Source organism: Knoellia sp. 3-2P3, assembly GCF_029223115.1.
In the GTDB taxonomy this organism is placed as follows: Bacteria; Actinomycetota; Actinomycetes; order Actinomycetales; family Dermatophilaceae; genus Pedococcus_A.
On record NZ_JARGZE010000002.1, the window covers coordinates 373,099 to 397,093 of the forward strand.

The 23,995-nt window shown below is 71.4% G+C and carries 21 protein-coding genes; 15 read left to right on the top strand and 6 right to left on the bottom strand.

The features are described 5' to 3' along the window. The first annotated feature begins 282 nt into the window (after positions 1-282). From P0Y31_RS07215 to narI, 6 genes are read left to right on the top strand one after another with little or no spacing between them, the layout of a single operon-like run. Positions 283-1,014, top strand: a complete 732-nt coding sequence (locus tag P0Y31_RS07215) for a helix-turn-helix domain-containing protein (RefSeq protein WP_345803619.1) — start codon at positions 283-285, stop codon at positions 1,012-1,014. Then, positions 1,007-1,543 carry a hemerythrin domain-containing protein gene (locus P0Y31_RS07220; protein WP_275867817.1) on the top strand — a complete coding sequence of 179 codons (537 nt, stop codon included), beginning with the start codon at positions 1,007-1,009 and terminating at the stop codon, positions 1,541-1,543. Before P0Y31_RS07215 ends, P0Y31_RS07220 begins: the two co-directional genes overlap by 8 nt. Continuing rightward, positions 1,540-5,271 (top strand): nitrate reductase subunit alpha, encoded by a 3,732-nt coding sequence (locus P0Y31_RS07225; protein ID WP_275867819.1) that lies wholly within the window; start codon positions 1,540-1,542, stop codon positions 5,269-5,271. Before P0Y31_RS07220 ends, P0Y31_RS07225 begins: the two co-directional genes overlap by 4 nt. Continuing rightward, positions 5,271-6,944 (top strand): nitrate reductase subunit beta, encoded by a 1,674-nt coding sequence (gene narH / locus P0Y31_RS07230; RefSeq protein ID WP_275867820.1) that lies wholly within the window; start codon positions 5,271-5,273, stop codon positions 6,942-6,944. The genes P0Y31_RS07225 and narH overlap by 1 nt, the downstream gene beginning before the upstream one ends. Further along, on the top strand, positions 6,944-7,660 hold the full coding sequence (gene narJ, locus P0Y31_RS07235) for a nitrate reductase molybdenum cofactor assembly chaperone (RefSeq protein WP_275867822.1): 717 nt from the start codon (positions 6,944-6,946) through the stop codon (positions 7,658-7,660). The genes narH and narJ overlap by 1 nt, the downstream gene beginning before the upstream one ends. Beyond that, entirely contained in the window at positions 7,660-8,382 is a 723-nt protein-coding gene (gene narI / locus P0Y31_RS07240; protein WP_275867824.1) for a respiratory nitrate reductase subunit gamma, read from the top strand. Before narJ ends, narI begins: the two co-directional genes overlap by 1 nt. A gap of 4 nt (positions 8,383-8,386) precedes the next feature. On the opposite strand, the gene P0Y31_RS07245 is transcribed toward narI, so the two are convergent. The 4 genes from P0Y31_RS07245 to P0Y31_RS07260 are packed head-to-tail and all read right to left on the bottom strand — an operon-like array spanning position 8,387 to position 13,013. Beyond that, positions 8,387-9,646 carry a cyclopropane-fatty-acyl-phospholipid synthase family protein gene (locus P0Y31_RS07245; RefSeq protein ID WP_275868903.1) on the bottom strand — a complete coding sequence of 420 codons (1,260 nt, stop codon included), beginning with the start codon at positions 9,644-9,646 and terminating at the stop codon, positions 8,387-8,389. Between the two features lie 5 nt (positions 9,647-9,651). Next, entirely contained in the window at positions 9,652-10,437 is a 786-nt protein-coding gene (locus P0Y31_RS07250) for a DUF1365 domain-containing protein (protein ID WP_275867825.1), read from the bottom strand. Further along, entirely contained in the window at positions 10,434-11,717 is a 1,284-nt protein-coding gene (locus tag P0Y31_RS07255; protein WP_275867827.1) for an FAD-dependent oxidoreductase, read from the bottom strand. Before P0Y31_RS07255 ends, P0Y31_RS07250 begins: the two co-directional genes overlap by 4 nt. 48 nt (positions 11,718-11,765) lie before the next feature. After that, the gene (locus P0Y31_RS07260; RefSeq protein ID WP_275867829.1) at positions 11,766-13,013 is read right to left on the bottom strand and encodes a DUF4010 domain-containing protein; all 1,248 of its coding nucleotides are present in this window, start codon (positions 13,011-13,013) and stop codon (positions 11,766-11,768) included. Between the two features lie 123 nt (positions 13,014-13,136). Here P0Y31_RS07260 and P0Y31_RS07265 point away from each other — a divergent pair, with 123 nt between their 5' ends. Beyond that, positions 13,137-13,622 carry a TspO/MBR family protein gene (locus P0Y31_RS07265; protein ID WP_275867830.1) on the top strand — a complete coding sequence of 162 codons (486 nt, stop codon included), beginning with the start codon at positions 13,137-13,139 and terminating at the stop codon, positions 13,620-13,622. After that, positions 13,619-14,047 (top strand): SRPBCC family protein, encoded by a 429-nt coding sequence (locus P0Y31_RS07270; RefSeq protein ID WP_275867832.1) that lies wholly within the window; start codon positions 13,619-13,621, stop codon positions 14,045-14,047. The genes P0Y31_RS07265 and P0Y31_RS07270 overlap by 4 nt, the downstream gene beginning before the upstream one ends. On the opposite strand, the gene P0Y31_RS07275 is transcribed toward P0Y31_RS07270, so the two are convergent. Continuing rightward, on the bottom strand, positions 14,034-16,466 hold the full coding sequence (locus P0Y31_RS07275; protein WP_275867835.1) for a TIM-barrel domain-containing protein: 2,433 nt from the start codon (positions 16,464-16,466) through the stop codon (positions 14,034-14,036). The genes P0Y31_RS07270 and P0Y31_RS07275 overlap by 14 nt on opposite strands. 78 nt (positions 16,467-16,544) lie before the next feature. Between P0Y31_RS07275 and P0Y31_RS07280 the strand changes: the two genes are divergently transcribed. The 7 genes from P0Y31_RS07280 (at position 16,545) to P0Y31_RS07310 (ending at position 23,690) form a co-directional block, all read left to right on the top strand. Then, positions 16,545-17,099: a carboxymuconolactone decarboxylase family protein gene (locus P0Y31_RS07280; protein WP_275867837.1), complete on the top strand. Its 555-nt coding sequence runs from the start codon at positions 16,545-16,547 to the stop codon at positions 17,097-17,099. Between the two features lie 168 nt (positions 17,100-17,267). Continuing rightward, positions 17,268-18,350 (top strand): ABC transporter ATP-binding protein, encoded by a 1,083-nt coding sequence (locus P0Y31_RS07285; protein ID WP_275867839.1) that lies wholly within the window; start codon positions 17,268-17,270, stop codon positions 18,348-18,350. A gap of 2 nt (positions 18,351-18,352) precedes the next feature. Beyond that, entirely contained in the window at positions 18,353-19,519 is a 1,167-nt protein-coding gene (locus P0Y31_RS07290) for an ABC transporter permease (RefSeq protein WP_275868905.1), read from the top strand. After that, positions 19,516-20,682: an ABC transporter permease gene (locus P0Y31_RS07295; RefSeq protein WP_275867841.1), complete on the top strand. Its 1,167-nt coding sequence runs from the start codon at positions 19,516-19,518 to the stop codon at positions 20,680-20,682. Before P0Y31_RS07290 ends, P0Y31_RS07295 begins: the two co-directional genes overlap by 4 nt. 79 nt (positions 20,683-20,761) lie before the next feature. Further along, positions 20,762-21,517: a (Fe-S)-binding protein gene (locus P0Y31_RS07300; RefSeq protein WP_275867843.1), complete on the top strand. Its 756-nt coding sequence runs from the start codon at positions 20,762-20,764 to the stop codon at positions 21,515-21,517. Then, entirely contained in the window at positions 21,514-23,031 is a 1,518-nt protein-coding gene (locus P0Y31_RS07305; RefSeq protein ID WP_275867845.1) for a LutB/LldF family L-lactate oxidation iron-sulfur protein, read from the top strand. Before P0Y31_RS07300 ends, P0Y31_RS07305 begins: the two co-directional genes overlap by 4 nt. Beyond that, a complete protein-coding gene (locus P0Y31_RS07310) occupies positions 23,028-23,690 on the top strand; it encodes an LUD domain-containing protein (RefSeq protein ID WP_275867847.1) in 663 nt (220 codons plus the stop codon). The genes P0Y31_RS07305 and P0Y31_RS07310 overlap by 4 nt, the downstream gene beginning before the upstream one ends. Here P0Y31_RS07310 and P0Y31_RS07315 read toward each other — a convergent pair. Next, positions 23,687-23,977, bottom strand: a complete 291-nt coding sequence (locus tag P0Y31_RS07315) for an ANTAR domain-containing protein (protein WP_275867849.1) — start codon at positions 23,975-23,977, stop codon at positions 23,687-23,689. The two genes, P0Y31_RS07310 and P0Y31_RS07315, sit on opposite strands and share 4 nt — an antisense overlap. Between the last annotated feature and the right edge of the window lie 18 nt (positions 23,978-23,995).

Below are 23,995 nucleotides of genomic sequence, written 5' to 3' on the forward strand. Positions count from 1 at the left end.
GGGCTGTCACACCACCAGATAAAAGGAGCACGCTCCTTCAAATACTGGGCCTGAATGTATTGACGCACCACCGGGGCGGAGAGGGCCATTGGTCCCTAGTGCGAGGGCCCTTGGGAACGCAATTCTCTGTGCCACTGCGGCAATCCACCAGGCACGTGGTTTCGGGAGTAGGGTGCCAGGAGTTCCGCGGAGACATCGGTTTCGACGACCAGGATCCTCTAAAGGAAGGCCGGGCGAGTGGCACAGCAACCGCCTCGCAGCGCAGCGCTGCTGGTATCGCCGGTGCGCCGCCGCATCGTCGACACCCTCGCCGGCCTCCCCCAGCTCCCGGCGCACGGGACCCCGAGCCGCGCGACCGGCCTGACCGCGGCCGAGGTCGGTGAGCGGCTCGGCCTGCACGTGACCAGCGCGCGCTTCCACCTCGAGCAGCTCGCCGACGCGGGGGTGCTCGCCGCGAGCTTCCACCGACACGGCACCGGCCGCCCCCAGAAGCGGTATGCCGTCCTGCCGGACCGGGCGCCGGTGCAGCAGCAGGACGATCCCTACCGCATGCTGGCCGAGCTGCTCACCGAGGCGCTCGCGCAGCCCGACGGCGGAGCCCTCAGCCCGGAGGACGCGGGCGCGCGGTGGGCCCTGGCCCATGTCAGGCAGCTCAGCGGCTCCGGGGATGCCGAGCTGCCGCAGGCGAGGACGCCGGGCGAGTGGCTGGCGAAGGTGGGTCGCCTGCTCGACCTGCTCGAGGCCTGGGGGTACGAGCCAAGCGTGCGGACCACCGACCAGGGGCGAACCGCCGAGGTGGCCCTGGCCCGCTGTCCCTTCCTCAGCCTCGCGGAGTCGCACACGGAGGTGGTCTGCGCCGCCCACGTCGGGCTCATCCGCGGCGCCCTCGACGTGTTCGGCGAGCCGGACGCGGAGGTGCACCTCCAGCCGTTCGCCCTGCCCGGCATCTGCCTGGCCCGGCTGACGACCCTGGCCGCGCTGCCGCGACACCCCGAGGAGTCGGCCGGTGTGTGAGTACTGCGGGTGCCAGCAGGTCGCGGCCATCGGCGAGCTCACCCGCGAGCACGATGCCGTCGTGGCCGAGATCGCCGCGGTGCGCACCTTCCTGGGCGACCACGACGTCGACGGGGCAGCCAAGACCGCCCGCCGCATCACCGAGATCCTCCAGCCGCACACGGCAGTCGAGGAGCACGGCCTGTTCCCCGCGATGACGGAGGAGTTCCCCGACCACGTCGACGCCCTCGAGCGCGAGCACCGCGTCGTCGAGGCCGTCCTGGCGGAGGCCGCCACGGGCACACCGACCGACCCGACCTGGCCGCAGCGGCTCCTCGCGGCCCTCGACCTGCTGCGCGAGCACATCCTCAAGGAGCAGGACGGCATGTTCCCCGCCTCGCTCACCGTCCTCGACACCGAGGCCTGGGAGCGGGTGGAGGCGGTGCGCCGCCGGGTGGGCTCGGCCATCGGCCCTGAGCACACGGCATACGACCACGACCACGACCACGACCACCATGGCCCCGACCCCGACCAGGAGGACCACGCGTGAGCACCACCGAACGGCCCGGCAGCACCCACGGAACAGCAGGATTCGACGGTCCTCTGTCCGAGGCCCTGGTCGGCACCCGGCGCTTCTTCACGCGCGCCGAGGTCTCCGACGACAAGCGCAGCCTCTACGCCAAGGGCGGCCGCGCGGGCGACGCGTTCTACCGCGACCGCTGGAGCCACGACAAGGTCGTGCGCTCGACGCACGGCGTGAACTGCACAGGCAGCTGCTCGTGGAAGGTCTACGTCAAGGACGGCATCATCACGTGGGAGGCCCAGCAGACCGACTACCCGTCGACCGGCGCCGACCGGCCCGAGTACGAGCCCCGCGGCTGCCCGCGTGGCGCGGCCTTCTCCTGGTACACCTACTCCCCCACCAGGATCCGCTACCCCTACGTCCGGGGCGTCCTGCTCGAGATGTACCGCGAGGCCAGGCAGCGTCTCGGTGACCCGGTGCTCGCCTGGGCCGACATCGTCAACGACCCGGAGAAGGCCAAGCGCTACAAGGCCGCTCGAGGCAAGGGTGGCCTGGTCCGCGCCTCGTGGGGCGAGGCGGCCGAGATCGTCGCCGCCGCCAACGTGCACACCATCAAGCAGTGGGGCCCGGACCGCGTCGCCGGCTTCTCCCCCATCCCGGCGATGTCCATGGTCAGCCACGCCTCCGGGGCGCGCTTCACCTCGCTCATCGGCGGCTCGATGCTCTCGTTCTACGACTGGTACGCCGACCTGCCCGTGGCGTCGCCGCAGATCTGGGGCGACCAGACCGACGTGCCCGAGTCCGGCGACTGGTGGGACGCCGGCTACCTCATGATGTGGGGCTCCAACATCCCGGTCACCCGCACCCCCGACGCCCACTGGATGGCCGAGGCCCGCTACCGCGGCCAGAAGGTCGTCGTCGTGGCGCCTGACTACGCGGACAACGTGAAGTTCGCCGACGAGTGGCTGCCCGCCGCGCCGGGCACCGACGGGGCCCTGGCGATGGCGATGGGCCACGTGGTGCTCAAGGAGTTCTTCGTCGACCACCAGGTCGAGTACTTCGAGGAGTACACGCGGAAGTACACCGACCTGCCCTTCCTCGTGGCCCTCGAGCCGTATGCCGCCAAGGACGGCACCACGGCGTACCGCGCCGGCAAGTTCCTCACCGCCTCCGACCTCGGTGGCGCCGAGGCGGTGTCCGAGAACGCCGAGTTCAAGACGGTGCTCGTCGACAGCCGCACGGGACAGCTCGTGGTGCCGAACGGCACCCTCGGCGACCGGTTCGGCGAGAGCGGCGCGGGGAGGTGGAACCTCGACCTCGGCGACGTCGTGCCGGCCCTGAGCCTGCTCGACACCCGCGAGGACACCGCGATGGTGGACCTGCCGCGCTTCGACCTCGCCGAAGGTGCCGCGCCGGTGCTCAAGCGCGGCGTGCCGGTGAGGCGCGTCGGCGACCGCGTGGTCACCACCGTCTTCGACCTGCTGCTCGCGCAGTACGGCGTTGGCCGAGAAGGGCTTCCGGGCGCGTGGCCCAGCGGCTACGACGACGTCGACGGCCTCTACACGCCGGCCTGGCAGGAGCCGATCACGGCTGTGCCCGCCGAGAAGGTGGCCCGCATCGCGCGGGAGTTCGCGCAGAATGCCGCCGACACCCAGGGCCGCTCGATGATCATCGTCGGCGCCGGCACGAACCACTGGTACCACTCGGACACCATCTACCGCTGCATGCTGCTGCTGACGACCATCACGGGCTGCCAGGGCCGCAACGGCGGTGGGTGGGCCCACTACGTCGGCCAGGAGAAGGCGCGCCCGATCACGGGCTGGGCGCAGATGGCGTTCGGCCTCGACTGGGCCCGGCCGCCGCGGCAGATGATCCAGACCGCCTACTGGTACATGCACACCGACCAGTACCGCTACGACCACTACACGGCCGACACCATGGCGGCCCCCACCGGCACCGGCCTGTTCGACGGCATGAGCACCGCCGACCAGCTGGCCCTGTCGACGCGGCTCGGCTGGATGCCGTCGTACCCGACGTTCAACCGCAACCCGCTCGACCTCGCCGACGAGGCCGAGGCGGCCGGCAAGCCGATCGGCGAGTACGTCGTCGAGCAGCTGAAGAGCGGCGACCTGCGCTTCGCGGTGGAGGACCCCGACGCCCCGGAGAACTGGCCGCGGGTGCTGATGATGTGGCGTGCCAACCTCTTCGGCTCCTCGGCCAAGGGCAACGAGTACTTCCTCAAGCACCTCCTCGGCACCGACAACTCGGTGTCGGCGACGGAGACCGCCGAGGCCGCCCGGCCGAAGGACGTGGTCTGGCGCGAGGAGGCGCCCGAGGGCAAGCTCGACCTGCTCTGCGTCCTGGACTTCCGGATGACGAGCTCGACGATCTTCAGCGACGTCGTGCTGCCGGCGGCCACGTGGTACGAGAAGCACGACATCAACACCACGGACATGCACCCGTTCATCCACTCGTTCAACCCGGCGATCAGCCCGCCGTGGCAGACGAAGACGGACTGGGACATCTTCCAGGCGATATCCGAGGCGTTCGCCACGCTGGGGGCCAAGCACCTCGGCGTGCGCAAGGACGTCGTCGCCGCTCCCCTCCTCCACGACACCCCCGAGGCCATGGCCACGCCGCACGGCCGGGTCAGGGACTGGAAGAAGGGCGAGTGCGAGCCGGTGCCCGGCAAGACGATGCCGAAGCTCGTCGTCGTCGAGCGCGACTACGGCGCGATCTTCGACAAGATGGGCGCGCTCGGCCCGCTGATGGACAAGCTCGGCACGACCCAGAAGGGCATCACCTACAACGTCGAGCGCGAGGTCGACTACCTGCGCCACAAGAACGGCGCGATCCGCGGCGGCGTCGCCGACGGGCGGCCCTCGCTCAAGCGCGACGTGCACGTCGCCGAGACGATCATGGCGCTGTCGGGCACGACGAACGGACACCTCGCCACCCAGGGCTTCAAGACCCTCGAGAAGCGAACCGGCCAGCTCATGCACGACCTCGCCGCCGAGCACGAGGGCAAGCAGATCACCTTCGCCGACACGCAGGCCGCGCCGGTGCCGGTCATCACCAGTCCCGAGTGGTCGGGCTCGGAGTCGGGTGGCCGCCGTTACTCCCCCTTCACCATCAACGTCGAGCGGCTCAAGCCGTGGCACACCCTCACGGGTCGGCAGCACTTCTACCTCGACCACGACTGGATCCAGGAGCTCGGCGAGGGCCTGCCCGTCTACCGGCCACCGCTCAACATGACCGAGATCTTCGGCGAGCCCGCGATCGGCAGCCAGAGCGAGCTCGGCGTGAGCGTGCGCTACCTGACCCCGCACAACAAGTGGTCGATCCACAGCGAGTACCAGGACAACCTTTTCATGCTCTCGCTCTCGCGCGGCGGCCAGGCGATCTGGATCTCCGACAAGGACGCCGCCAAGGTCGGCATCAAGGACAACGACTGGGTCGAGGCGGTCAACCGCAACGGGGTCGTCAACGCCCGCGCCATCGTCAGCCACCGGATGCCGGAGGGCACGGTCTACATGCACCACGCCCAGGACCGGCTCATCGACGTCCCCCTGACGGAGAAGACCGGCCGTCGCGGCGGCATCCACAACTCGCTCACCCGCATCCTCGTGAAGCCGAGCCACATCATCGGCGGCTACGCCCAGCTCGCCTTCGCGTTCAACTACCTCGGACCGACCGGCAACCAGCGCGACGAGGTGACGGTCATCCGTCGCCGCTCGCAGGAGGTGCAGTACTGATGAAGGTCATGGCACAGATGGCCATGGTGATGAACCTCGACAAGTGCATCGGGTGCCACACCTGCTCGGTCACCTGCAAGCAGGCGTGGACCAACCGCGCCGGCACGGAGTACGTCTGGTTCAACAACGTCGAGACCCGTCCGGGCCTGGGCTACCCGCGCGGGTACGAGGACCAGGAGACCTGGGAGGGCGGCTGGAAGCTGGGCCGCAACGGCAAGCTGACGTTGAAGTCCGGCGGCCGCTGGAAGAAGCTGGCCAACATCTTCTCCAACCCCAAGCTGCCGTCGATCGACGACTACTACGAGCCGTGGACCTACGACTACGAGACCCTGCTGAACGCCCCGGCGCAGAAGCACTTCCCGGTCGCCCGGCCGATCTCGCTGATCTCGGGCAAGCCGATGAACGTCAACTGGTCGGCCAACTGGGACGACAACCTCGGCGGCAGCCACGAGCACGCCAGCCGTGACGTCATGCTCAAGAACATCACCGACAAGGTGAAGATGGAGTTCGAGCAGACCTTCATGTTCTACCTGCCGCGCATCTGCGAGCACTGCCTCAACCCCTCGTGCGCCGCGTCATGCCCGAGTGGCGCGATCTACAAGCGCGCCGAGGACGGCATCGTGCTGGTCGACCAGGACAAGTGCCGCGGCTGGCGCATGTGCGTCTCGGGCTGCCCGTACAAGAAGGTCTACTTCAACCACAAGACCGGCAAGGCCGAGAAGTGCACTTTCTGCTACCCGCGCATCGAGGTCGGCATCCCGACCGTCTGCTCCGAGACCTGCGTCGGCCGGCTGCGCTACATCGGCCTGGTCCTCTACGACGCCGACCGGGTTCTCGAGGCGGCGTCGGTGGAGGACGACCACGACCTCTACGAGGCCCAGCGCAACGTCTTCCTCGACCCCCACGACCCCGCCGTGCAGCGGGAAGCCGAGCGGGCCGGCATACCCGGTGACTGGGTGGAGGCCGCTAAGCGCTCCCCCGTCTACGCGCTCATCAACCGCTACCAGGTGGCCCTGCCGCTGCACCCGGAGTACCGGACCATGCCGATGGTCTGGTACATCCCGCCGCTGTCGCCCGTGGTGGACGTCATCAAGGACACCGGGCACGACGCCGAGGACCCCGGCAACCTGTTCGCGGCCATCGACACGCTCCGCATCCCGGTCGAGTACCTCGCCAACCTCTTCACCGCCGGCGACACGAAGCCGGTCGACGCGGTGCTCAAGAAGCTGGCCGCGATGCGCTCCTACATGCGCGACATCAACCTCGGCCGCGACCCCGACGACTCGATCCCGGCATCGGTCGGCATGGACGGCGAGACGCTCTACGACATGTTCCGGCTGCTGGCCATCGCGAAGTACGACGAGCGCTACGTGATCCCCACGGCGCACGCCGAGCAGGCCCACGCCCTAGAGGAGCTGGCCACCGAGTGCTCGCTCGACTACGAGGGCGGCCCCGGCATGATGGGCGAGTCCGGTCCGTTCGGCGAGGGCTCCGGCGAGCTCACCCCGGTGGCGGTCGAGAACTTCCAGATGCTCAAGCAGCGGCAGACGGCAGACACCCTCAGCGGCGCCGACCGCGGGAAGCTGCGGGGGCGGGTCAACCTCCTCAACTGGGACGGCAAGGGATCGCCGAGGGGCCTCTTCCCCAAGCGTGGCAGGGGAGATGACCGCTGATGCTCGGCCGCACCCGGCACCCGCGCCATCCCGGACCGCGCCTCGACGACCGTCAGCTCGCCACCGCGTGGCAGGTGGTCTCCCTGCTCCTCGACTACCCCGACGACGACCTGCTCGCCCGCCTGGCGGTGGTGCGTCAGGCCGTCGAGTCGCTGCCCGCACCGGTGCGCGAGCCGGTGCACCGGTTCACCACCTTCCTGGAGTCAACGCCCCTCGGGCAGCTCCAGCGCACCTACGTTGAGACCTTTGACGTCACGCGGCGCTGCTGCCTCTACCTGACCTACTTCGCGCACGGGGACACGCGCAAGCGCGGCCTGGCGCTCGTGCAGTTCAAGCAGGCGTACCGCAAGGCCGGCGTCGAGTTCGACGCCGCCGAGCTGCCCGACCACCTCAGCGTGGTGCTGGAGTTCGGTGCGGCCCACGACGCCGAGACGGCGTGGAGGCTGCTCAACGACCACCGCGCCGGCATCGAGATGCTGCGCATCGCCCTGGCAGACAAGGCATCTCCGTGGCACGACGTGGTGCTCGCCCTCGTGACCACCCTGCCGGAGCTCAAGGGCGAGGACGAGGAGAAGATGCTCGCCCTCATCGCCCAGGGGCCACCCTCGGAGGAGGTCGGCCTCGACCTCCAGCCCTACGCGATGGACCCGCGGCTCAACCCCCGCCCGACTGACAGCGTCGACCTCGGCCACACGATCCCGGTAGGAGCCCCCTGATGGACACCTTCCTGTTCCTGATCTTCCCGTACCTGTGCCTGGCCGTCTTCGTCGTCGGCCACTACTGGCGCTACAAGTACGACAAGTTCGGCTGGACCACGCGCTCGTCGCAGCTGTACGAGAACCGTCTGCTGCGCTGGGGCAGCCCGCTGTTCCACTTCGGGCTGCTCGGGGTGATCGCGGGCCACGTCATCGGGCTCGTGGTGCCGAAGTCGTGGACCGAGGCGCTCGGCATCAGCGAGGAAGCCTACCACCTCGTGGCCGTCACCGGTGGCCTCATCGCCGGCGCCGCCACGCTGGTGGGCCTGGTGATCCTCGTCTACCGACGACGGACGGTGGGCCCGGTCTTCTCGGCGACCACGAGGATGGACAAGCTGATGTACGTCTTCCTCGCCACTGTCATCGTCCTCGGCATCTGGAACACGTTGGCCGCCAGCACCTTCGGGCACTACGACTACCGCGAGGACGTCTCGCCCTGGTTCCGCAGCATCTTCCTCTTCCAGCCGAAGCCCGAGCTCATGGCCGACGCGGCGCTCGGGTTCCAGCTGCACGCCCTCGTCGCCTTCGGCCTCTTCGCCCTCTGGCCGTTCACGCGTCTCGTGCACGTGTTCAGCGCGCCGCTGGGCTACGTCACGCGGCCCTACATCGTCTACCGCACGCGCGACGAGGAGCGGGAGGGCACCCGCGCGCCGAAGCGGGGCTGGGAGAAGGTCAGCCGCTGACCGCTCAGCCCCAGGACGGGGCGCGGGTCAGCTGCAGCTGGCTGACCCCCAGGTACCCGGTGCGGAAGCCGGCCTCGCAGTAGGCGAGGTAGAACTCCCACATGCGGCGGAACGTCTCGTCGAAGCCCTGCTCATGGATCTGGGGCCAGTTCTCGGTGAACCGCTCCCGCCACAGGTGCAGGGTGCGGGCGTAGTGCGGTCCGAGCTCACGCCGCTGGGTCACCCGCAGGCCCGTGTGCGACGCGAGCGTCTGGTCGATGGCCTCCAGGGACGGGATCAGCCCACCGGGGAAGATGTACTTCTGGATCCACCCGAAGGACCGCCGGGTGGCGAGCATCCGCTCGTGCGCCATGGTGATCGCCTGGATCGCCACGCGACCGCCGGGAGCGAGCAGCCGGTCGATGGCGGCGAAGTAGGTCGGCCAGTACTCCTCGCCCACGGCCTCGATCATCTCGACGCTGACGATGGCGTCGAACTCGCCCGCGACCTCGCGGTAGTCCTGGAGCCGGATCTCCACGAGGTGCCCCACCCCGGCCTCCACCACGCGCTTCTGCGCGAGGTCGAGCTGTTCCTGGGACAGCGTCACCGTGGTCACGTGCGCACCCCGTTGCGCTGCCCGGACGGCCAGGGCCCCCCACCCGGTGCCGATCTCGAGCATCCTGGTGCCCGCACCGACCCCCGCGTAGTCGAGGACGCCGTCGATCTTGCGGAGCTGGGCGCCCTCGAGGTCGGTGGCGCTGCGCACGTCGACCGCCTCGTCGAACCAGGCCGACGAGTAGCTCATGGTGGGGTCGAGGAAGGCCTCGAAGAGGTCGTTGCTGAGGTCGTAGTGCGCCGCGATGTTGGCGCGCGACCCCTCGAGGGTGTTCTCCTGGTGCTTGGGGATCCGCTTGTCGACGACGGCGCGCAGCCGCTGGAGCGGTTGAGGGACCAGCGTGCTCAGGCGAGCCGCGAACGGCGTCAGGAGGTCCGCCAGGTCGGTGCCCTCGCCGGCCTTCCAGTCGCCGGCCATGTAGGCCTCGCCGAAGCCGACCTTGGTGTCGCGGCCCAGCCGGGCGAAGAACGCGGTGGGACGCACGATGTGGAACTCCGGGGCGCTCGGGCTGGTGTCACCACCGCACACCCGACCGTCGGGGGTGGTCACCCGGACGGGGACCGTGTGGACTGCACGCTCGAAGATGCTCCGGGCGATGCTCGCGTGGAGCGGAGCCCGCGGCGTGCGGACGATCGAGGACCAGCGCATGGTCGTCGTGGACACCGTCATGTCGGTCACACACCTTCCTGTGCAGTGTGGTGGGGGCGCCGGACGACGGGCAGCCGCCGGAGCCAGAGCCAGATGCCGTGCACCCTGATCAGGGTCGAGACTCGTTGTGGCATCAGCGGCCTGGTCACCAACTGGTGGACGATCGCGCGCTTCGATGCCGGGACGGGGCGGCCGTGCAGCGCCGCGGAGAAGGCGAGCTGGCCCTGGCGTCGCAGCACGATCGTGGCGCCGACCCGCCCGGGCTCGAGGGCGAAGCGCATGTCGTAGCGGCCGCTGACGTCGTTGAAGGGTGAGACGTAGAACTCCTTGTCGGTGCCCACCCTCCCGTCGTCGCCCAGCCTCAGCAGGTAGGCGTGGCGTTCGCCGTAGGTGTTGTGCACCTCCGCGACGACGCAGCGCACGGCGTCGTCGCGGTCCAGGCACCAGAAGACGGACAAGGGGTCGAAGACGTGGCCGAGCACGCGGGCGTTGGCGAGCATGAGCACGCGTCCGGCCGGGTCGAGCCGTATGCCGTGCCCCGCCACGAAGTGCTCGACGTTCGCCTTGATGCTGCGGCTGGGGTCGCCGAGGTGGTCTGCGGAGCGGAAGCCCGCGAAGGGCCTCAACCACCACGGCAGCCGCGGGAGGCGGTCCAGGTCGACCAGCCACTGGTACACCCCGTGGCGGAAACCGTGGCGCACCGGACCGGGGCGGTGGTGGGTCACCTCCCCCACGACGAGGGCCGGGACGGCGGGCACGCCTGGCTTGGGGCGTGGTCGGGCGGGCGTCGGCGCCTCGAGGGCCGTCGTCACCACTCGACCCCGAAGCGACGCGCGGCCTCCACCCCGGAGCGGCAGCCGTCCTCGTGGAAGCCCCAGCCGTGGTACGCCCCGGCGTACACGGTCCGGTCGCTGGCCAGCGAGGCGAGCCGGGACTGCGCAGCGACGGACTCCGGTGTGTAGAGCGGGTGCTCGTAGTCCATCACGGCAATGACGCTAGCCGCGGCGATCCGCTCCCGCGCGTTCAGCGTGACGAGGTGCTGCTCGGGCGAACGGTGTCCCTGGAGACGGTTCATCCAGTACGTCACCACCGGCGCGCTGCCGGGGGTCGAGCACGAGGTCATCAGGTAGTTCCACGAGGCGCGTGCCTGCGCAGCCCGCGGGAGCAGCGCCGGGTCGGTGTGCAGCACGGTCTCGTTGGGGGTGTAGGTGAACGCCTTGAGGGTCTGCACCTCGTCCTCGGTCGGGTCGGCGAGCAGCGACAGCGCCTGGTTCGGGTGCGTGGCCAGGACCACCTTGTCGAACCGTGCGGAGGCCCCGGTGCTGTCCTCGACGTCCACCCCGTCCGGTCCTCGCCACACCGCCGTCACCGCCCTGCCGCGACGCACCGACGGCAGGCGCTCGGCGATCCGCTCGACGTAGGTGCGCGACCCGCCGACGACCGTGAACCACTGCGGTGACCCGGTGACCCGCAGCATGCCGTGGTGGTCGAGGAAGCGGAACAGGTAGCGCGCCGGGTACAGCAGGGCGGAGTCCTGCCCCGCCGACCACACGCAAGAGACAACCGGCACCGCGTAGTGGTTCACGAAGTGCTCGCTGAAGCCCTCCGCCTCGAGGAACTCACCGTAGGTGGTCGTGTCGGTGTCGTCGGTGCGCTCGAGGAAGGCGGACGCTCGGCGGTGAAACCGCTTGACCTGCAGGAGCATGGCCACGAAACGGCGGTCGAACAGGCGACCCGGCTGGGCGAGGATGCCCTTGAGTCCGCGGCCACCGGCATACTCCAGCCCGCAGTCCTCGCACCGGATGCTCATGCTCATCTCGGTGGGGCGCGCCTGCACCCCCAGCTCGGCGAAGAGCCGCCGCAGGAACGGGTAGGTGCGGTCGTTGTGCACGATGAACCCGCTGTCCACGGCATACCGGCTCCCGTCGGCGGAGGGGACGTCGTGGGTGTGGGCGTGCCCGCCCAGCCGCTCCTCGGCCTCGTAGAGGGTGACGTCGTGCGTGCGCGCCAGCAGGTAGGCGGCCGTGAGGCCTGACACCCCGGCGCCGATGACGGCGACCGATGGCCGGGAGGACGAAGCAGGTCCGCTCATGCCGGTCCTTCGGTGCGCTTGCCGGTCTGGATTGGTCTCATTGTGCTGCTATGCCGGACTGGCGGCGAGGACGGCCGCGGCCGCCGCGACGGACCCCAGCAGGCCGGCGGTCACGATGAGCCCGTACCGGCGACCACCGCTGGTCAGGGCGACGGCCGACTTCACCACCCCACTGGCCACCAGGAGGCCGAGGACCCCCCAGCGGGCGGCCTCGACACCGAGGCTGCCCGCGGCCGTCAGCTGCGCGACGGTGGCGGCGGCCGCGTGCAGCTCGGCGAGCGCAGCCACACCTGCCGTCGCCAGGGCGCCGGCGTCACCGACGACGTCGCGCAGCCACGCCGACACGAAGAGCACCACGGTGATCGCCGCACCGAAGGTCAGCGCCCAGCTGAGCCGGAAGGCACGGGCGGTGGGGTTGCCGGGGAGGGCCTCGGTGTCGGAAGCCCTGCCCCAGATGCCGGCCGCACTGAAGGCGAGCAGCCACAGCGCCGCGGCCGCCAGGGCCCACCCCGTGCTGCGCAGCAGGGCCGGCGACCCCGCCCCCACGACGGCCACGAACAACAGCAGGGAGGCGAGGTTCGACAGCAGCGCGGCCGAGGCGGCGGGCCGACGCACCTCCGGGGTCTCACGGGCCCGCTGGCCGAAGCCAGCCGTTGCCGCCGTCGACGAGGCGAACCCCGAGAAGAAGCCCGCCAACGGCAACCCCCACCGCGCCCCGACCAGCCGGAGCGCCACGTGACCGGCCGCACCGACCGCCATGACCAGCACGACGTACTTCCACACCGTCCGCGGGTTGAGGGCGCCCCAGGGGTCGAGGCTGCGGTCCGGCAGCAGCGGCCAGATCACCAGGATGGCCGAGGCGAGCAGGAGCAGGTCACCGAGCTCGCGCTGGCTGATCAGCTCGCGGCTCAGCCGGTGCAGCGGCCGCTTGGTGTGCAGCAGCACGGCGACCACGACGCCGATCCCGGAGGCCAGCGCGGGGTTGCGCAGGGCCAGGGCGCCGAGCATGAACGTGACGACCATGGCGACCTCGCCGGTGACGCCCGGGTCCTCGCTGCCCGACCGGGCGTAGCTGACCACCACCAGCCCGGCGACGAGGAGGCCCGTGACGAGCAGGAGCCGGGTGTCGACGAGCACGGACAGCGCACCGGCAAGGGCCAGCAACGCGTGCGTGCGCACGCCGGCAGCCGAACGCACCGTCCCCTGTCCCTTGCGCCGCTCGCGCTCGATGCCGATGAGGAGCCCGATGCCCAGCGCGGCGGCCAACCCGGAGACCTCGGCCGCCGTGAACTCCATGGGCGCCATCTCACCACGACGGCGCGCGCCACGTCCGGGCATGTGCTCCCATGGAGGCAACTGGTGCGGACCGACCCATCCACCACGGCGACGACGCCGAAACCCCGACGTGAGGACGACGTGATGCCCGCCAGACGCACCCTGCTCGCCACCGGCGCCGCGGTCACGGCGACGGCCGTCGCGGGCTCGCTCGGCACCGACGTGCGCTCGCGCTGGTACCGCGACCTGGACAAGCCGCCGTGGCAGCCACCCGGCTGGGCCTTCGGCCCGGCGTGGACGACGCTCTACGGGCTCATCGCGCTCGGCTCGGCCCGGGCCCTCGACGCGGCCTCCTCCCCTGCCGAGCGGCGCAGCCTGCAGCGGGCCCTCGCGGTCAACCTGGCGCTCAACGCCGGGTGGAACTGGCTGTTCTTCCGGGCCCGTCGGCCCGACCTCGCCCTCGCCGAGGTCGTCCTCCTGGAGGCCTCGACCCTCGACCTGGCCCGTCGCGCCGGCAGACCCGACCCCGCGGCCGGCCGCCTGCTCTGGCCGTATGCCGGGTGGGTCGCCTTTGCCACCGCCCTGAACGCCTCGATCGCCCGCCGCAACCGACCCCGGAGGACCTCGTGAAGATCCAGCGCACCGTGACCGTCGACCAGCCCGTGCAGAAGGTCTTCGCCTACCTCTCGGACTTCACGACGACGACGGAGTGGGACCCGGGCACGGTGCGCACCGTCCGCCAGAGCGGCGACGGTGGCGTCGGGACGAGGTACCACAACACCTCGAAGTTCGCGGGCCGCGAGACCGAGCTGGTCTATGTCGTCGAGGCGGTCGAGCCCAACCGGCGTTTCGCGCTGCGCGGCGAGAACGGCACGCTGGTGGCGCACGACACGATGGAGTTCTCGGGCGGCGACCAGCGCACGACGGTGACCTACACGGCCGACTTCGCGTTCAAGGGACTCACCCGCTTCGTCGCACCCCTGCTCGCCCCGGCCTTCAAGAAGCTGGGTGACGACGCCGAGAAGGGCATGCGCGAGGCGCTCAGCCGACTGTGAAGGCGACCTCGAACGGCTGGCCGCTGTTCGGCAGGGTGAAGGCACGGTCGGCGGCGCCCTCCTCGGCGTGGACCGCCTCCCCGTCGTGCTGCACCTGGTCCGGGGTCGCACCGTGCACGACGAGTCGGAACGCCTCCCGGCGGAACTCCGGGTAGCCCTCGCCCTCGACGGCCGCCCGCACCGTCACGCTGTCACCGCTGCGCTCGACGACCAGCGTCGTGCGCAGGTGCCGGCCCTGGTCCGCGGCGAAGGTCAGCCCGTCGTCCTCGCGCAGCACCGACTCGTGGCGGCCCTCGGTCGCCGGGACGAAGAGGTGCAGCTCGACGGTGTCGGGGTGGTGCCCGTCCGTCGAGGCAGGCGCCTGCGGCCACATCGGCACCACCGCACCGGCCCGGGCGAAGAGCGGGATGTGGTCCATGGGCGTGTCGACCCGCAGGAACCGGGTGCCGTCGTACCGCTCGCCCGAGTACCAGTCGTACCACTCCCCCGCCGGCAGGTAGACCTGGCGCGCCACCTGCCCCGCCTCGACCACCGGGGCCACGAGCAGGTCCGGGCCGAAGAGGTACTGGTCGTCGAGGTCGCGCGTGAGCGGGTCGTCCTGGAAGTCGAACACCAGCGGCCGCTGGACAGGCGCCCCGGTCTCCGCGGCGGTGAGGAACGCGGCGTAGATGTAGGGCAGAAGGCGGTAGCGCAGCCGCAGCGCCTCGCGCACGTGGTGGAGGACCACGTCACCCCAGGCCCAGGCGTACTGGTCGACGTTGCCGATCTCGGAGTGGTTGCGGCAGAAGGGCGTCAGTACGCCGTACTGCATCCACCGCAGGTAGAGCTCGGCGTTGGAGTTGCCGGCGAAGCCCCCGATGTCGGCGCCGACGAACGCCTGCCCCGAGATGCCGAAGCCGGCCGCCATCGGCATGCTCAGCCACAGGTGGTCCCAGCGCGACATGTTGTCGCCCATCCAGTTGGCGGCGTAGCGCTGGATGCCGGCGAAGCCCGCGCGGGAGAGCACGAAGGTGCGCAGGTCGGGCATCGCCTCGCGCAGCCCCTGGGTCGTGCCCATCGCCATCAGGAGGGCGTACTGGTTGTGGTAGCGCTCGTGTGACTCGCGGCCGTGGTCGAAGCGCATCGCCCGGGGGTCGATGACGCCGGTGGCCGGTTCGTTCATGTCGTTCCAGATGCCGGCCAGGCCGGACCTCACGTGCGCCGCGTTGAGCTCACCCCACCAGGACCGCGCCTCCTCGGTGGCGAAGTCGGGGAAGGCGGTGTCGCCCGGCCACACCTCGCCGATGTAGATGTCGCCGCCCTCGGTGCGGCACAGCACGTCGCGCTCGACCGCCTGGTCGTAGACCCAGTAGCCGGGGTCGTGCTTCACGCCGGGGTCGATGATCGTGATGACGCGGAACCCCTTCTCCCGCAACCTCTCCAGCATCCCTGCGGGGTCGGGGAAGGACTTCTCGTTCCAGGTGAAGACGCGGTAGCCGTCCATGTACTCGATGTCGAGCCACAGGGCGTCACAGGGGATCTCGGAGTCGCGGTGGCGCTGGGCGAGCGCCTCGACGGCGTCCTGCGTGTAGTCGAACCAGCGGCACTGGTGGTAGCCCAGCGCCCACAGCGGCGGGGGCGCCGTGCGCCCGGTGAGCCACGTGTATGCCGTGAGGATGTCCGGCATGCGCGGTCCGGCGAAGATGTACTCGGTGTACTGGCCACCCGCGAAGTGGAAGCGGTACTCGTCCCGGTGGGCGAACTCGTAGGCGGCCCGGTAGCCGTTGTCGACGAAGGACCCGCTCATGGCCCCGGACGGGTAGATGTGGTGGTAGAAGAACGGGATCGAGACGTAGTAGGGGTCGAACTCCGTGCTGGTGCGGTCGGCCCGGGGGTCGTCGGGGTCGAGGCCGGACCGGAACTCCGCGGTCGCGCTGGGGTTGAGCACGTCGGTGTTCCAGAGCGTGAAGTCGCGGCCCTTGCGGTTCTGCCGTCCCGTCTTCTCGCCGAGGCCGTAGAGGGCGTCCTCCTGGCGGCAGCGACGCCGAACGGTGAACGCGTCGTTGAGCGTGGCGTAGGCCCAGTAGCGCCCCTCGCCGTCCTGCGCCGTCTCCACCACCGGCGTCCCGTCCGGCCGGTGCACGTCCACCCTGAACGGGTCCAGCCACAGGGAGACGACCATCGCCGCCGCACGCAGGCGCACGACGCCGTCGCCCCGTTCCACCGAGAACACAGGCGGCTGCGCGAGCGGGTCGACGCACACGGCATACGTCGGGGACTCGTCGAAGACCCCGCCCCGGCTGATCTTCACGCGAGCCACGTCGTCGCGGACGACGTCGATGCGCAGCTGCTCTCCGTGAACTCGGGCCAGCAGGCCGGTCGCCGTCTCCGAGACGTCGTCCACCCTCTCGAAGCGCCGGTAGCCGTCGGTGTCGATCACTGGGTCAGGGTCCTCGCTCGCTCGGTGTCGGGGTGCCAGAGGCGAGCATGCCGCAGATGGCTGGGAGACTGAAGCGCCATGAGCCGACTTGAGCCGATCCGTCCCGAGGAGCAGGACAGCGAGCAGCGCGCCCTGTACGCCAGCATCACCGGCGGGCCGCGCGCCGATGGTCCCCAGCACTTCGCGCTCACGACCCCTGACGGCGCCCTCACCGGCCCCTTCAACGCCTTCCTGCTCTCGCCCGGCGTGGGCGGGGCCCTCGAGCGCCTCGGTGCCGCGGTGCGCTACGAGACGGGCCTGACCGGTCGCACCCGCGAGCTCGCCATCCTGGCCGTCGCTGCCCACTGGTCGAGCACCTTCGAGTGGACCGCCCACGAGGCGGTGGGTCGCGCCGCCGGGCTCACCGACCAAGAGCTGGGGGCGGTCCGCCGCGGGGAGGTCCCGGCGCTCGACGACCCGCAGGAACGCGCGTCGGCCGAGCTCGTGCGCTGCCTGCTCCGGGGAGAGGTCTCCGACGACGAGTGGGCCCGCTGGGCCGAGCCGCTCGGGAGCAGGGCCGTGTTCGAGCTCTGCGCGCTGGTGGGCTACTACGCCGCCCTCGCCCTCCAGCTGCGGGTGTTCCGCGCCGGCTGACACCCTCGCGCAACCAGTGCCCGATACGTCCTACGCAGAGGCACGTACCTTCTGGTCTTTCCGCCACGCCACGGGCTCTGGTTCGAGGAGTGCTTCGAGGGCTGAGGTCGCGCCGGTGCAGGCGTCGGAGGCAGAGGGGGTCGCGCCGTCACCGGTGCGGCCCCCTCGGTGCGCGTAGGGGCCTTCGGCCCTTGGGCACTGCGACGGGCGCCGACCACGCTGGGAGGGAACGAGGAGGGCGCCATCGAACGCACCGAGCAGCGCACCACGCCGCCCCAGACGCAGACCCCCACGGCCGTCCCGCGGCCGGACGGCGAGTGGACGCTGCAGGCCACGGGGCTCACCCGTCGCTTCGGTGAGCGACTGGCCGTCGAGGACGTCAGCTTCCACGTCGCCCCGGGCGAGACCTACGGGCTGCTCGGCCCCAACGGGGCCGGCAAGACCACGACGATCCGCGTCGTGTGCGGGCTTCTCGCGCCCGATGCCGGCGAGGTGACCGTTGCCGGGCTGCCGGTGACCGCCACGGCGACCGAGGCCAAGGCACGCATCGGCTACGTCCCCCAGGAGGTCTCCCTCTACCCGGACCTCACTGCGCGCGAGAACCTGCAGTTCTTCGGCCGCCTCTACCGCCTCGGCGGAGCGGAGCTCAAGGCGCGCGTCGCCGAGGTGCTCGAGCTCGTGGGCCTCACCGACCGTCGCGACGACCGGGTGGAGTCCTTCAGCGGTGGGATGAAGCGGCGGCTCAACATCGGCGCGAGCCTGCTGCACCGGCCCGAGCTGCTCGTCCTCGACGAGCCCACGGTCGGCGTCGACCCGCAGAGCCGCCACGCCATCATGGAGAGCATCGCCACCCTCGGCACCGCCGGCATGGCGGTCCTCTACACCACCCACTACATGGAGGAGGCCGAGCGGCTCTGCGACCGCGTCGGCATCATCGACCACGGCCACCTGGTCGCGGAGGGAACCCATCGCGAGCTGGTCGCCCGCGTGGGTGAGAAGGACCGGATCACGCTGTCTGCCAGTGGTTCCCTGGCTCGTTTCGCCGAGGAGTGCCGTCGGCTCGAGGGCATCGAGCAGGTCGACACGGCCGGTTCGTCGGTGCACCTCATCGCCTCCGACGGCCGCCGGCGCCTCGCCGAGGTGCTGGCGGTCGCCGTGGCCACCGACACCGCCGTCCGCTCGGTCGAGGTCGAGGAACCCGACCTCGAAGCCGTCTTCCTCCACCTCACGGGCACCGCCCTGCGGGAGTGACGATGGAGCCCGTGCTGGTGATCGCGCTGAAGGACCTGCGCCAGCGCCTGCGCGACCGGTCAGCCCTGGTGCTCGGGTTCATCGCTCCGCTGGCCGTGGCCTGGCTCGTCAGCGCCGCCTTCGGCTCCACCGGGTCCTTCCACATGGACGTCGGGGTCGTCGACCGAGACGGCGGCCAGGTCGCCGCCGGGTTCCAGAGCTTCCTTCGCAGCCCGGAGCTGTCCGACCTGCTCACCGTCACCGTGGTCCCCAGCGAGGCCGAGGCGCGGGCCAAGGTCGACAACGGCACCCTGAGCGCGGCCTTCGTCGTGCCCGAGGGCTTCACGCCGGCAGTCGTCGCCGGCGGCGGCCGGCCGATCACCGTGCTCGGCAGCGTCGACTCCACGATCGCGACGCAGGTGTCGACGTCGCTGGCCGCCTCCTTCACCGCCCAGGTCGAGGCGGTGCGGCTGTCGGTGGCCACGGCCGTCGACGCCGGCGCGCCCCACGAGCAGGCCGCCGCCCTCGCGGAGGCAGCATCGCGGATCCCGCCACCCGAGAGCGTCGCCGCGCAGTCGGCAAGCACGCGGACGATCGACGCGATCAGCTACTACGCCCCCGGCATGGGCATCTTCTTCATGCTCTTCGCGATCAGCTTCGGCTCGCGCGGCTACTTCCTCGAGCGCGCAGGCGGCACGATGGAACGCCTCGACGCCGCGCCCATCACCTCGGGAGCGGTGCTGCTCGGCAAGTCGCTGGCCACGTTCGTCTACGGCCTCGCCAGCCTGGGCACGGTCGCCCTCTTCACGAGCCTCGTGTTCGGCGCCCGCTGGGGACCGTGGCCCGCCGTCGCCGCCCTGGTGGTGGCACTCTCGCTCGTGCTGGTGGGTCTGACGGCGCTGGTGATCGCCCTGGCGAGGACTGAACGCCAGGCTGAAGGGCTCTCCTCGATCCTGGTCTTCGGGCTGGTGCTCCTCGGGGGCAACTTCATCTTCATCAGCGCCGCTCCCCCGCTGTTGAGGAGCCTGTCGCTGCTGACGCCCAACGGGTGGGCACTGCGTGCGTTCACCGACCTCGCCGGCGGTGCCGACTGGACCGCGGTCGTCACCCCGGTGCTCGTGCTGCTGGCCTTCGCCCTCGCCACCGGGGGCGCGGCCGTCGCCCTCCGGAGAAGGGCGCTCACGCCATGAGGGCCGCGACGGCCCTCGCCGGCGCCGAGCTGCGCCGCGTCGTGCGGGACCGCACGTTCCTGTTCTTCATGGTGCTGCTGCCGATCCTGATCATCCTGCTCATCGGCATCACCATCTCGAGCAACGAGCAGATCCGGATCGGCGTCGTGAACCAGCAGCCTGCGCCGCTGTCCACCAGCCTGGCCCGCGACCTCGGCGCCGACCCGGCCCTGACCGTCGAGACCCTCGACAGCAGGGCGCAGGCGGCGGAGGCGCTGCGCCGCAGCGAGGTCTCCGCCGCGGTGGTCATCCCGGAGGGGTTCGACGCCGGACTCCGCGACGGCGAGCAGGTCACCGTGCCGGTGCTCGTCCCCGGCGCCGCCGAGAGCAGCCAGGCGGCCCTCGCCGCGGTGTCGGCCGTGGTCAGCCGACACGCCGCCCAGGTCCAGGCAGCGCGGTTCGCCGCCGACCGCGGCGGGCGCTCCTTCGAGGAGAACCTCGCTGCTGCCACCCGCCTCCAGGACGCCGACCCGGCGGTGCCGCTGCGCACCGAGGTGGTCGACAGCGCCAGCAACTACCTGCCGCTCGGCTTCAGCTACAGCGCACCCACGATGCTGGTGCTGTTCGTCTTCATCAACGCCCTGGCCGGGGGTGCGGCGATGATCCAGACGCGGCAGTACGGCATCCTCTCCCGCGCCCTGGCCGCACCGACCCGGCCCCGCGACCTCGTCGGCGGAGAGGCCCTGGCCTACCTCTCGCTCACCCTGGGCCAGGCGGTGCTCATCGTGGCGATCGGCGCCTTCCTCTTCGGTGTCGAGTGGGGCAACCCCCTCGCTGCCGCCGCGCTCATCCTCGTGTGGGCCCTCGTGGGCACCGGTGCGGGGATGCTCAGTGGAACGCTCTTCCGCACGCCGGAACAAGCCGGCGCGATCGGTCCCGCCGTGGGCATCGCCTTCGGGATGCTCGGCGGCTGCATGTGGCCGCTGGAGATCGTCCCGCCCTCGGTGCGGGCGATCGGCCACGCGACGCCCCACGCCTGGGCGGTGGACGCCTGGGTGGAGGTGCTCTCGCGTGGGGGCGGGCTGGCGCAGATCGCCGGCTACCTCGGCATCCTCGCGCTCTACGCCGTGGCCCTGCTCGCCCTGGCCTCCCTGCGCCTGCGGCGTTCGCTCGTCACGCCCTGAGCCGAGGCCTCTCGCCCGTCCCGCGCGCAGCGCGCACCGACCCGCCGGCGCGGTAGGTTGCGTCGAGGGAGGGAGAGCCATGCGGATCGCGCTGTTCGTGACGTGCCTCGGCGACGTGCTGTTCCCCGACGTGGGGAAGGCCACCGTCGCGGTGCTCGAACGGCTCGGCCACGAGGTGGTCTTTCCCGCCGACCAGACCTGCTGCGGCCAGATGCACACCAACACCGGCTACCCGGGCGACGCGGCCGGCCTGGTGCGCCACCACGTCGAGGTCTTCGAGCGGGCCCTGGCCCATGGCGCCGACGCCGTCGTCGCGCCGTCGGGGTCGTGCGCCGGCTCGGTGCGGCACCAGCACGCCATGGTGGCCCGCAGGGCCGGCGACGAGCACCTGGCGGCTCGCGCGGAGACCGTCGCCGCCAGGACCTACGAGCTGTCCGAGCTGCTCGTCGACGTCCTCGGGGTGACCGACGTCGGAGCCTCCTACCCCCACCGGGTGACCTACCACCCGACCTGTCACTCGCTGCGGATGCTGCGCGTCGGGGATCGGCCCCTGCAGCTGCTGCGGCAGGTGCGCGGCATCGACCTCGTCGAGCTGCCGGCCTCGGACTCCTGCTGTGGTTTCGGCGGCACCTTCAGCGTCAAGAACGCCGACACCTCGACCGCCATGCTCGCCGACAAGATGAGCGCCGTGCTGGCCACCCGGGCCGAGGTCGTCACCGCCGGCGACGCCTCGTGCCTGATGCACATCGGCGGCGGCCTGGCGCGCCTGCGCGCCGGGGTGCGCACGACCCACCTCGCCGAGATCCTGGCCAGCACCGAGAGCGCGCCGGCATGAGCACCTTCCTCGGTATGCCGCGTGGCCGCGACGACGTCGTCCCGGGCCCGCCCGCGGACACCGGGGTGGGTCAGCTGACCGGCAGCCGTCCCTTCCCCGCCGCGGCCCGGGAGGCCCTGGGCAACTCCCGTTTGCGGCGCAACCTCGCGCACGCGACCTCGACGATCCGCGCCAAGCGGGCCCAGGTTGTGCAGGAGGTCCCCGACTGGGAGGAGCTGCGCGACGCCGGCTCTGCGGTGAAGGCCGCCACGCTGGCCCGCCTGCCCGAGCTCCTCGAGGAGCTCGAGGCCAACGTCACCGCCCGCGGTGGCGTCGTGCACTGGGCCCGCGACGCCGCGGAGGCCAACGCGGTGGTCACCTCCCTCGTGCAGGCCACCGGAGCCGACGAGGTCGTCAAGGTGAAGTCCATGGCGACCCAGGAGATCGGCCTCAACGAGGCGCTCGAGGCCGCGGGCATCAACGCCCTCGAGACCGACCTCGCCGAGCTGATCGTCCAGCTCGCCGACGACCGCCCGTCCCACATCCTCGTGCCGGCGATCCACCGCGGCCGGGCCGAGATCCGCGAGATCTTCGCGGAACGGATGCCCGGCGTGGACGCCTCGACGCTCACCGACGACCCCGCCGTCCTGGCCGCTGCCGCCCGGGCCCACCTGCGCGAGGCCTTCCTGAGGTCGCGGGTGGCCGTGTCGGGCGCCAACTTCGCGGTGGCCCGGACGGGAACGCTGGCCGTGGTCGAGTCCGAGGGCAACGGCCGGATGTGCCTGACCCTCCCGCAGACGCTGATCACCGTGATGGGCATCGAGAAGGTCGTGCCCACCTGGTCGGACCTCGAGGTCTTCCTGCAGCTGCTGCCGCGCTCCTCCACGGGTGAGCGCATGAACCCCTACACCTCCACCTGGAGCGGGGTCACGCCGGGCGACGGCCCCCAGGAGTTCCACCTGGTGCTGCTCGACAACGGCCGATCGCGGGTGCTCACCGACGAGTCCGGCCGCGCCGCGCTGCACTGCATCCGCTGCTCCGCCTGCCTCAACGTCTGCCCCGTCTACGAGCGCGCCGGGGGCCATGCCTACGGCTCGGTCTACCCTGGTCCCATCGGCGCCGTGCTCACGCCCCAGCTGACGGGCCTGAGCGGCGAGGACGACCCGAACGACTCGCTGCCCTACGCCTCCTCCCTCTGCGGGGCCTGCTACGACGTGTGCCCGGTGAAGATCAACATCCCCGAGCTCCTGGTCCAGCTGCGGGCCGAGCACACCCAGACCCACGCGGAGCGGCACCGGCTGCCGACCGCCGAGGCGGCGGCGATGCGGGCCGCGGCCTGGGTCATGGGCGATGCCCGCCGGTTCGCCCGGGCGGGGCGCGCCGCCGGAGCCGGACGCCACGGCATACGCAAGGGGCGCCCGGTGGTGCCCCTGCCACCGCCCCTGAGCGGGTGGACGTCATCGCGTGACGTCCCGCAGCCCCCGTCGGAGACCTTCAGGGACTGGTGGGCGAGGACCCGAGGAGGCCAGTCGTGAGCGGCGCCCGCGACGTCGTGCTGGCGCGCCTGCGCGGCGCGCTGGGCACGCAGCCCCCGGCTCCCCCAGTTCCCCGGGGCTACCGCCGCCACGGCGAGCACGCCGCCGGCTCCGCCGAGCTGGTCAGCCTGCTGGTCGACCGCCTGGACGACTACCGGGCCCGCGTGCTCCGCACCAGCGAGGACGAGGCCGAGATCGCGGCCGCCATCGCGGAACACCTTGTCGCACAAGGGATCGACGAGGTGGCCGCCGCCCCGGGTGTGCCCGGCGGCTGGCTGCACGGCATACCGGGGATCCGGCTGGACGACGGGAGTGCCACTCCCCGCGAGCTGGACCGCATCGGGGCCGTGGTCACCGGCGCCTCCGTGGCCATTGCCGAGACCGGCACGATCGTCCTCGACGGCAGCCCAGCCTGTGGCCGCCGCGCCCTGACACTGGTCCCCGACACGCACGTGTGCGTCGTCTCGACCTCCGACGTCGTGCAGACGGTGCCCGAGGGTCTGGAGCGTCTCGACCCCACCCGACCCCTGACGTTCATCAGCGGCCCGTCGGCCACCAGCGACATCGAGCTGAGCCGGGTCGAGGGAGTGCACGGACCGCGGACCCTCGTGGTCGTGCTCGCCGGGCCGGACCGGCCCGGGGCCACGGACGGCGCCTAGGCCGCCCCGCCGTCCGCGCCTTGCTCCGCGAACAGCAGCAGCGTCAGGCGCTCTCGGGCCAGGTCGGTTCCGCCCGGGGGCACATCGGTCGCGACGGCCACGACGTGGTGGGCCAGCTCGCCGAGCGTCGGGAACTCGCGCCCCGCGAAGGCCTTCATGAGCAGCAGGGCCTCTTCGGGGCTGATCGCGAACATGACCGCCAGGATCCCCTTGGCCTGCTCGACCGTGGGGTCCTCGACCTCCGGCGCGATCGCCGACACGCCCCCGTGTGTGGATTCGACGCTCACCGCTGTCTTCCTCTCTGC

Bases quoted from the DNA above. Each gene is read 5' to 3' on its own strand.
- narH (WP_275867820.1), top strand. From the start codon at position 5,271: ATGAAGGTCATGGCACAGATGGCCATGGTGATGAACCTCGACAAGTGC.
- P0Y31_RS07260 (WP_275867829.1), bottom strand. From the start codon at position 13,013: ATGGAGTTCACGGCGGCCGAGGTCTCCGGGTTGGCCGCCGCGCTGGGC.
- P0Y31_RS07295 (WP_275867841.1), top strand. From the start codon at position 19,516: ATGAGGGCCGCGACGGCCCTCGCCGGCGCCGAGCTGCGCCGCGTCGTG.
- P0Y31_RS07265 (WP_275867830.1), top strand. From the start codon at position 13,137: ATGCCCGCCAGACGCACCCTGCTCGCCACCGGCGCCGCGGTCACGGCG.
- P0Y31_RS07300 (WP_275867843.1), top strand. From the start codon at position 20,762: ATGCGGATCGCGCTGTTCGTGACGTGCCTCGGCGACGTGCTGTTCCCC.
- narI (WP_275867824.1), top strand. From the start codon at position 7,660: ATGGACACCTTCCTGTTCCTGATCTTCCCGTACCTGTGCCTGGCCGTC.
- P0Y31_RS07280 (WP_275867837.1), top strand. From the start codon at position 16,545: ATGAGCCGACTTGAGCCGATCCGTCCCGAGGAGCAGGACAGCGAGCAG.
- P0Y31_RS07255 (WP_275867827.1), bottom strand. From the start codon at position 11,717: ATGAGCGGACCTGCTTCGTCCTCCCGGCCATCGGTCGCCGTCATCGGC.
- P0Y31_RS07245 (WP_275868903.1), bottom strand. From the start codon at position 9,646: ATGACGGTGTCCACGACGACCATGCGCTGGTCCTCGATCGTCCGCACG.
- P0Y31_RS07290 (WP_275868905.1), top strand. From the start codon at position 18,353: ATGGAGCCCGTGCTGGTGATCGCGCTGAAGGACCTGCGCCAGCGCCTG.
- P0Y31_RS07305 (WP_275867845.1), top strand. From the start codon at position 21,514: ATGAGCACCTTCCTCGGTATGCCGCGTGGCCGCGACGACGTCGTCCCG.
- narJ (WP_275867822.1), top strand. From the start codon at position 6,944: ATGCTCGGCCGCACCCGGCACCCGCGCCATCCCGGACCGCGCCTCGAC.